This window comes from Nonomuraea ceibae (assembly GCF_019396325.1).
Taxonomy (GTDB): domain Bacteria; phylum Actinomycetota; class Actinomycetes; order Streptosporangiales; family Streptosporangiaceae; genus Nonomuraea; species Nonomuraea ceibae.
On record NZ_JAHKRO010000211.1, the window covers coordinates 1 to 7632 of the forward strand.

The following is a 7632-nucleotide window of genomic DNA, read 5'->3' on the forward strand; positions in this document are numbered from 1 at the left end:
AATCGGGCGTCGAGCAGGTAGCCCTGCTCGACGAGGACCGGGTCGAGTACACGGGTCTGTCATTGCGCCAGCAATAACCGCCGGAATGGAGAAACCCCTTGAGCGCGTACGCCGCTCAAGGGGTTTTCGTTACGCGCGTGACTAGGGGCGCTTGGGCGGGCTGGCGGTCTTGGCCGGGTCGCGCTCCATGATGGGCGCCACCACGTCGTCGATCCGCTTCATCACCTCGGCGTCGAGCTTGACGCCGGCGGCCTTGACGTTGTCGCGCACCTGCTCGGGACGGGAGGCGCCGACGATGGCGCTGGCCACGTTCGGGTTCTGCAGGACCCAGGCGACCGCGAGCTGCGCCATCGTCAGGCCCAGGTCGGCGGCGATCGGCTTGAGCTCCTGCACGCGGGCCAGCACGTCGTCGTTCATGAACCGGGCGATCATGCCGCTGCCGCCGGCCGTGTCCGTGGCGCGCGAGCCCTCGGGCGGGGCCTGGCCCGGCAGGTACTTGCCGGTGAGCACGCCCTGCGCGATCGGCGACCAGACGATCTGGCTGACGCCCTCACGCTCGCTCAGCGGCACGATCTCCGACTCGATGACCCGCCACAGCATCGAGTACTGCGGCTGGTTGGACACGATCCGGTCGAAGCCCATCTCGTCGGCGATCCTGAGCGCGTCGGCGATCTGGCCGGCGGTCCACTCGCTGACGCCCACGTACAGGACCTTGCCCTGGCGCACCAGGTCGTCGAAGGTCTTGAGCGTCTCCTCCAGCGGCGTCTCGTAGTCGTAGCGGTGCGCCTGGTAGAGGTCGACGTAGTCGGTCTGCAGGCGGCGCAGCGAGCCGTTGATCGACTCGGTGATGTGCTTGCGCGACAGGCCGCGGTCGTTCGGGCCCTCGCCCGTCGGCCAGTAGACCTTGGTGAAGATCTCCAGGGACTCCCTGCGGACGCCCTTGAGCGCCCTGCCGAGCACCTCCTCCGCCTTCGTCCCCGCGTAGACGTCGGCGGTGTCGAACGTGGTGATCCCCTCGTCGAGAGCCGCCTGCACGCACTGCTTGGCGGCGTCCTCCTCGACCTGGGAGCCGTGGGTGAGCCAGTTGCCGTAGCTGATCTCGCTGACCAGGAGACCGCTGCGGCCGAGGTGACGGAATTCCATACATCCGACCTTAGGGGTTGTCCCGGCATCACGGTCACCAGGGGCGCGGAGGGGAGATCATCCGTCGGTGCGGGGCGATAGGGTCGGCCGGTGCCCAATCTCCTCCGGGCGGCGCTCACCGCCGCCGTCCTGGCGGCGATCGCCGTGCGGCTGCGCCGTCGCGCCCGCCTGCCACGCACCAAGCCGCCCGCCCCCGACGCCCTCCCCGCGCCGCGCCCGCGCCGTCGGCCGGGCCTGGGGCGGCCGAGCGCGCTCGTGGCGGGCACAGTGGCGGCCACGGTGGCCGTCGTGGCCGCGCTGGCGCTCCTCGGGACGGGCCTGTGGCCGGGGCAGCCCGCGCGTGAGGCGTCCTCGCCCGGCGGCTCTCCCGTACGCGACGCCGCGACGGAGCGGGCCGAGCCGCCGGCGGAGTTCCTCACGGAGCCGCCGGAGCCGCATGCCCTGCCCTCGAGGCAGGGGAGCGCGGCGCCGCAGCCGTGCGATCCCGGGCACCCTGTGGTGACGGTGCGCCCGCTGGACCCGCAGGTGAAGCGGGCCGTCAACCGGCAGTGGCGGCGCATCGAGCGCTGGCTGAGCACGAACGCGCCGAAGACCTACGCGGGGCTCGGCCGTCCCGGCAGGGCGCGCACGATCGCGGTCGCCGAGGCGCAGACAGGGCTGGAGTTCCCCGACGACCTGAGGGCCTCGCTGCTGCGCCACGACGGCGCGCGGGGCTTCGGGTTCGGCGGCGCGGTCAACCTGCGCGTCCGGGAGATCAGGGACGCCTGGCGGGCCAGGTGCGCGCGCGACGCCGAGGGCCGCCACCGCGGGCTGGTCCCGTTCGGGCTCAGACCGGGGCGCGGCGGCCACACGCTCGTCACCGCCGCCAGGCGGGACGGCGCGGCGGGGCGGGAGGGCGTGACGGGGCGAGCGGCCGCGGCCGGTGACCGGCCGTCCTACTACGCGCTGATGCGCGAGGTCGCCGCCGCCCTGGAGACGGGCGCCCCGGTCGACGGCCGCCGCCCGGTCGTCAAGGGCGGCGTCCTGCGGTGGACCCGCGCCCGTTGAGCTACTTCTTGGGCGGCACCGGCTTGCCGCCCGGCAGCAGCTGGGGCGGCGGGAAGCGCAGCTTGCGGATCTGCAGCGCCCGCATCGCCGCGTAGAAGCCCACGCCCTTGAGGCTCTCGTTGGGCAGCTTGGCCGCGACCTCCTTCTTCACCTTCCACGCCACGTAGACGGAGGTGAAGACGACGCCGATCATCATGATCGGCCAGCCGAACACGATCACCGCGTTGAGCACCTGGACGCGGACGGCCGGAGGCCACGGCACCCAGGTCGCCAGCAGGATCAGTAGCGAGAAGGGCAGGAAGTACTGGCTCGGGAGGCGGCGGGAGTCGACCCAGTCGCGGGCGAACTTGCGCGCCGGCCCCTTGTCACGGGCCGGGAAGTAGCGCTCGTCACCGGCCAGCATGCCGCGCCGGGCCCGGTCGCGCTCGGCGGCCTGCTTGGCGCGCATCTGCCGATAGGCCTCCTTGCGGTCCTTCGGCGCGCTGACCAGCTGGCGCCGCCTGCCTTCGGCATCTCGGCGCTTGGGTGTGGGACGACCCTTACCTTGGGGCTTAGGATCGTCAACGGGGACGGGGGTGTCGTCCACGGAGGTTTGGGAACGGCGTCGCAACACGACGTCAACCCTACCTGGAGTGCAACTTAGTGACGCCCTCGTGCGTTATGCGTAGGGTAATCCCAAGGCGGCTGCGCTGCAGTGGGTGAACGACAGCACGACCTAAGAAGGGGACGGCCGACGCGCATGAGCGTGATGAAGAGACTTTCGATGATCTTCAAGTCCAAGGCCAACAAGGCCCTGGACAAGATGGAGGATCCACGCGAGACCCTCGACTACTCCTACCAGCGGCAGCTGGAGCTGCTGCAGAAGGTGCGTCGTGGCGTGGCGGACGTCGCCACCTCTCGCAAGCGTGTGGAGCTCCAGATCAACGGTCTGGAGCAGCAGGGCAAGAGGCTTGAGGAGCAGGGCCGCAAGGCGCTGTCGGTGGGGCGCGAGGACCTCGCCCGTGAGGCGCTGTCGCGCCGCTCCGGCCTGCAGTCGCAGATCGCGGATCTGCGCGTGCAGCATGACAACCTGCAGGCCGAGGAGGAGAAGCTCACCACGGCCTCCCAGCGGCTGCAGGCCAAGGTCGACTCCTTCCGCACCAAGAAGGAGACCATCAAGGCGACCTACACCGCGGCCGAGGCGCAGACCCGCATCAACGAGGCGTTCTCCGGCATCTCCGAGGAGATGGGCGACGTCGGCCTGGCGATCCAGCGTGCCGAGGACAAGACGGCCCAGATGCAGGCCCGCGCCGGCGCCATCGACGAGCTGCTCGCCTCGGGCGCGCTCGACGACTTCAGCGGCACCCGCGGTGACGACATCCAGGCCGAGCTCGACCGCATGGGCGGCGGCATGGACGTCGAGCTGGAGCTGGCCCGGATGAAGGCCGAGCTCGGCCAGGGCCCGGCCCCGCAGGGCGCCATCGAGCAGGGGCAGCAGCAGCAGCCTCAGCAGCAGCAGCCCAACCAGCAGACGCAGCAGCTGCGCCAGCCAGGGGAGGGCGCATGATCGTCAGGATCATGGGCGAGGGCCAGGTGGAGATCTCGGCCGACGACATCGCCGTGCTCAACGAGCTCGACACCGAGCTCGAGGCGGCCATCGACGCCGACGACCAGAAGGCCTTCCGGGTCAAGCTGCACGCCCTGCTCGACAAGGTGCGCCACGTGGGCAAGGCGCTTCCCGACGACAGCCTTGAGCCGTCAGAGCTGATCCTTCCCCCCGCGGACGCCTCGATCGAGGAAGTCCGGGAGATGCTGGGCGACCAGGGCCTCATCCCGGGCTGAGCCCGTGCGCACCCGGTTCGCGGCCGACCGCGGCCTGACCCGCCGCATGGTCGTGACGATGTTCCTGCTCGGCCTGCTCTACGTGGTGTTCGTCGGCGTCCTCGTCGCCTTGGGCGTGCGGGCGCTGACCGTGCTGGTGATCGCGGGGGTCCTGCTGCTCGCGCAGTACTTCCTGTCCGACCGCATCGCCCTTTACGCGATGCACGGGCGGGAGGTCTCGCCCCAGGAGGCCCCCGAGCTCCACGGCCTGATCGACCGGCTGTGCGCGCTGGCCGACATGCCCAAGCCGCGCGTCGCCGTCGCCCAGTCGGACGTGCCCAACGCCTTCGCCACCGGCCGCAACCAGAAGAAGGCGGTCGTGTGCGTGACGACCGGCATCCTGCGCCGCCTGGAGCCGCGCGAGCTGGAGGGCGTGCTGGCCCACGAGCTGTCCCACGTCGCGCACCGCGACGTGGCGGTGATGACGATCGCCTCGTTCCTCGGCATCGTCGCCGGGCTCATGACGCGCGTCGCCCTCTACACGGGCCTCGGCGGCCGCCGCCAGAACGGCCAGGGCGGCCTGCCCATCGGCCTGATCGTCATGCTGGTCTCGGTTCTCGTGTACGCGATCAGCTTCGTCCTCACCCGTGCCCTGTCGCGCTACCGTGAGCTGTCGGCCGACCGGGCCGGCGCCCTGCTCACGCAGCAGCCGTCGGCGCTGGCCAGCGCGCTGACCAAGGTGTCCGGCGAGATGGCCAGGATCCCGACCCGCGACCTGCGCGAGGCCGAGCCGTTCAACGCCTTCTACTTCGCCCCGGCGCTCGCCAAGGGGGAGACGCTGGCCAACCTGTTCTCCACGCACCCGCCGCTGGAGCGGCGGCTGGAGCAGCTCGCGCGGATCTCCGCGCAGCTCGGGAGGGGCTGACGACGATGGGCTGGCTCGATGCGATCCTGGGCCGTTCCAAGCCGGCCAAGCCCGACCTGGACGCGCTGTTCGCGCTGCCGTCGGCGGCCGTGACGCTGCAGGCGGCCACGGGGCTGGCGCCCACCGGGCTCGGCTCGGTGGCCTTCCGCGCGGCCGAGGGCGGCGCGTTCGCCCGGCTCGAACAGGACGTCAAGGCGCTGCTCGGCGGCCGGGTCGAGGAGTCCGACGACGGCTACGGCTACACCTGGCTGCTGGTGCGGCGCGCGCCCGACCTGCTCGGCGACCTGGTCACCGAGCTGCACGCGGTCAACTCGTCGCTGGAGTCGGCCGGGTTCGGCCCGTCGCTGCTGTGCTCGCTGGTGTCGTTCGCCGATCCCGGCGGCAGGCGGCTGGCCGTCGTCTACCTCTACAAGCGCGGCACCTTCTACCCGTTCGCCCCGCTGGGCGGGGACCGTCGCGACAACGCGCTGGAGCTGCAGGTCAGAGGCGCGCTGGCGGGGGAGCTGCCGCTGGAGGAGGACCTCGGCCGCTGGTTCCCGGTCTGGGGCGCTCCGGGCCTTTGAGTGCGCTCGGTGATGTAATCATCACGTGGAGCGAAGATTGTACGTGCTCGCGGCTTCCGCGTTCATCGTGACCGCCGTGCTGTACTCCGCGTGGATCACCGGCCAGTTCACCACGCCGGCGGTCGACCGCGCGCACGGCTACGTGAGCGAGCTGGCGGCCCGCGACCAGCCGTGGACGCGCCTGTTCCGCACCAGCGACGCGCTGGCGGGGCTGGCCTGCCTGGCCGGGGTGGCGCTGATGCCGAGGGCCGGCCGTGAGTGGCCCGGCTGGCTGGCGCTGGCCGCGTTCGGCGCGCTGACGGCCGCCGGGGGGCTGTTCCCGCTCGACTGCGCCGCGCTGAGCTCCCCGGCGTGCGGGCGCGGCCCGCTGACGCCCGCCCACCACGCGCACGTCGTGACCGGTTTCCTCGCGGCCGTCGCCGCACCGGCCGCGATGGCGCTCCTGGCCGCCCGCTGGCGCACCTGGCCCGCCTGGGTCCTCACCGGCCTGACCGTCGCCTCCACGCTCGTCACCGCCGCCGCCCTGGCCTCCGGGCACCTGGCCGGGCTGGCGCAGCGCTTTCAGCTCCTCGTCGTGGCCGCCTGGCTGGTGTACGCGGCGCTGCGGCTGCTCGTCGCGGACGTGCCCGTCCCGGCGCCCGCCCTGCCGCACGTGGTCCGCCAGGGCCGGGGACCGGCCGTGCTGATCGCCGGGGGCCCCTCGGCGGCCTGGTGCCACTGGGACGGCGTCGCCAGGGAGCTGGCCCGCACCCGTACGGTGATCAGGTTCGACCGGCCGGGGCTGGGGCTCAGCCCCGCCTCCCCGGTGCCGCCCACGCTGCACGGCGAGGCGGCACGGCTGGCGGCGCTGGCCCCCGAGCACCCCGAACGGGTCACGGTCGTCGCGCACCGGGCCGCCGCCTGGCACGCCGAGGCGTTCGCCCGGCTGCACCCGCTGCGCGTGTCGGCGCTCGTCCTCGTCGACCCCGCGGCGGCGCCCCGGGGCCGGCGGGGCACGTCCTCGCCCGGCAGGGCGCTCGGCCGCTGGCTGCCCGCGCTGGGCGGCACCTGGGGCGCGGCGGCGCTGGCCCGCCTCACCGGCCCGGCGCTCCACCGGCTGCTCTGCGGGACCGCCGACGCCCACGGCCTCTACAGCCAGGGCCGGGTGCTCGCCGCCGCCGCGGGGGAGTGGCTGGCGCGCCGCGACATGGCCGCCGACCTGCGTCTCATCCGTGCCGAGCACGCCTTCCCCGACGTGCCGGTGACCGTGCTCGTCAGCGGGCGCGCCCGCGGCGCCAGGCTGGTGGAGGAGCTGAACGGCAGGCTCGTCCGGCTGCCTGTCACGCGGCTGCGCGTGCACCTGAACGTGCTGCCCGCGATCGCCGACGCCGTCTGAAGGCTAGTGTGGTCGGCATGGCCCTCGGGAAAGGGGCAAGGGTGGACATCACCGTCGTCGGAGAGGGCACGGTCGCGGCCGTGCCGGACGTCATGCGGCTGCAGGCCGGGGTCGAGGTGCGCCGGCAGACGGCCGCCGAGTCCTTCGCCGGGGCCAGGGCCGCCGCGAGCAGGCTCGCCGAGGCGCTGCGGCAGGCCGGGATCGCCGAGCGCGACCTGCGCACCACCGAGCTGTCGCTCGGCCCGGAGTACGAGGCGTACCCGAAGGTGTCGGCCTACCGGGCGGCGCAGGGCGTCGAGGCCGTGATCCGCGACCTGTCCCGGGCCGACGAGGTCATCGACACCGTCGCCCGGGTGGGCGAGGAGGCCAGGCTGCACGGCGTGGTCTTCGAGGTCTCCGACCCGGCCGCCGTGCTCAGGGAGGCCAGGGCGGCGGCGTTCGCCGACGCCCGGGCCAAGGCCGCCCAGTACGCCGAGCTCGCCGGACGGCCCCTGGGCGGGGTCGTCGCGGTGAGCGAGGAGGTGGAGCGGGGGCCGCAGCCGATGCGGCTGGCCGCGGCCGCCGAGCAGGGCTCGGTCAGCCCCGGGCAGCAGGGCCTGACCGTCACTGTGCGGGTGGTGCACGCCTTCGGCGACCAGGCGTCCTAGCCGGGGCTAGATCGCTGATGTGAAATTTGGTGATCGGCTGCGGGCGTGACGAAGGGCGTCCATGGTCGGTGTGTGAAGACAGACTTGGACGCCCTTCTGACCGCACTCTATGTCTACTTGGACGATCACGTG

9 protein-coding genes are annotated in these 7632 nt (G+C 72.9%); 7 read left to right on the plus strand and 2 right to left on the minus strand.

What is annotated here, in order from left to right; genetic code table 11:
• Positions 1 to 141: 141 nt before the first annotated feature.
• Positions 142 to 1143 (minus strand): aldo/keto reductase family protein, encoded by a 1002-nt coding sequence (locus KME80_RS48940; protein WP_219519607.1) that lies wholly within the window; start codon positions 1141 to 1143, stop codon positions 142 to 144.
• 90 nt (positions 1144 to 1233) lie between these two features.
• On the opposite strand from KME80_RS48940, the gene KME80_RS48945 reads away from it, so the two are divergent.
• Positions 1234 to 2190, plus strand: coding sequence for an SMI1/KNR4 family protein (locus KME80_RS48945; protein WP_219519610.1), 957 nt, complete (start codon positions 1234 to 1236; stop codon positions 2188 to 2190).
• A gap of 1 nt (position 2191) precedes the next feature.
• Here KME80_RS48945 and KME80_RS48950 read toward each other — a convergent pair whose 3' ends face one another.
• Positions 2192 to 2803: a DUF3043 domain-containing protein gene (locus KME80_RS48950; protein ID WP_308126266.1), complete on the minus strand. Its 612-nt coding sequence runs from the start codon at positions 2801 to 2803 to the stop codon at positions 2192 to 2194.
• 126 nt (positions 2804 to 2929) lie between these two features.
• Here KME80_RS48950 and KME80_RS48955 point away from each other — a divergent pair, with 126 nt between their 5' ends.
• Genes KME80_RS48955 through KME80_RS48980 form a run of 6 tightly spaced genes read left to right on the plus strand, consistent with a single transcriptional unit; the run spans position 2930 to position 7500 of the window.
• The gene (locus KME80_RS48955; protein WP_219519612.1) at positions 2930 to 3736 is read left to right on the plus strand and encodes a PspA/IM30 family protein; all 807 of its coding nucleotides are present in this window, start codon (positions 2930 to 2932) and stop codon (positions 3734 to 3736) included.
• Positions 3733 to 4011 (plus strand): PspA-associated protein PspAA, encoded by a 279-nt coding sequence (gene pspAA, locus KME80_RS48960; RefSeq protein WP_219519616.1) that lies wholly within the window; start codon positions 3733 to 3735, stop codon positions 4009 to 4011. Before KME80_RS48955 ends, pspAA begins: the two co-directional genes overlap by 4 nt.
• 4 nt (positions 4012 to 4015) lie before the next feature.
• Entirely contained in the window at positions 4016 to 4915 is a 900-nt protein-coding gene (gene htpX, locus KME80_RS48965) for a zinc metalloprotease HtpX (protein WP_219519617.1), read from the plus strand.
• 5 nt (positions 4916 to 4920) lie between these two features.
• A complete protein-coding gene (pspAB, locus tag KME80_RS48970) occupies positions 4921 to 5478 on the plus strand; it encodes a PspA-associated protein PspAB (protein ID WP_219519620.1) in 558 nt (185 codons plus the stop codon).
• Positions 5479 to 5503: 25 nt separating this feature from the next.
• On the plus strand, positions 5504 to 6853 hold the full coding sequence (locus KME80_RS48975; protein WP_219519622.1) for an alpha/beta fold hydrolase: 1350 nt from the start codon (positions 5504 to 5506) through the stop codon (positions 6851 to 6853).
• Positions 6854 to 6894: 41 nt separating this feature from the next.
• Positions 6895 to 7500: an SIMPL domain-containing protein gene (locus KME80_RS48980; RefSeq protein ID WP_219519630.1), complete on the plus strand. Its 606-nt coding sequence runs from the start codon at positions 6895 to 6897 to the stop codon at positions 7498 to 7500.
• The last annotated feature ends 132 nt before the right edge of the window (positions 7501 to 7632 follow it).

Excerpts from the sequence above, each read along its gene's own strand:
- KME80_RS48955 (WP_219519612.1), top strand. The coding sequence starts at position 2,930 with ATGAGCGTGATGAAGAGACTTTCGATGATCTTCAAGTCCAAGGCCAAC.
- KME80_RS48940 (WP_219519607.1), bottom strand. The coding sequence starts at position 1,143 with ATGGAATTCCGTCACCTCGGCCGCAGCGGTCTCCTGGTCAGCGAGATC.
- pspAB (WP_219519620.1), top strand. The coding sequence starts at position 4,921 with ATGGGCTGGCTCGATGCGATCCTGGGCCGTTCCAAGCCGGCCAAGCCC.
- pspAA (WP_219519616.1), top strand. The coding sequence starts at position 3,733 with ATGATCGTCAGGATCATGGGCGAGGGCCAGGTGGAGATCTCGGCCGAC.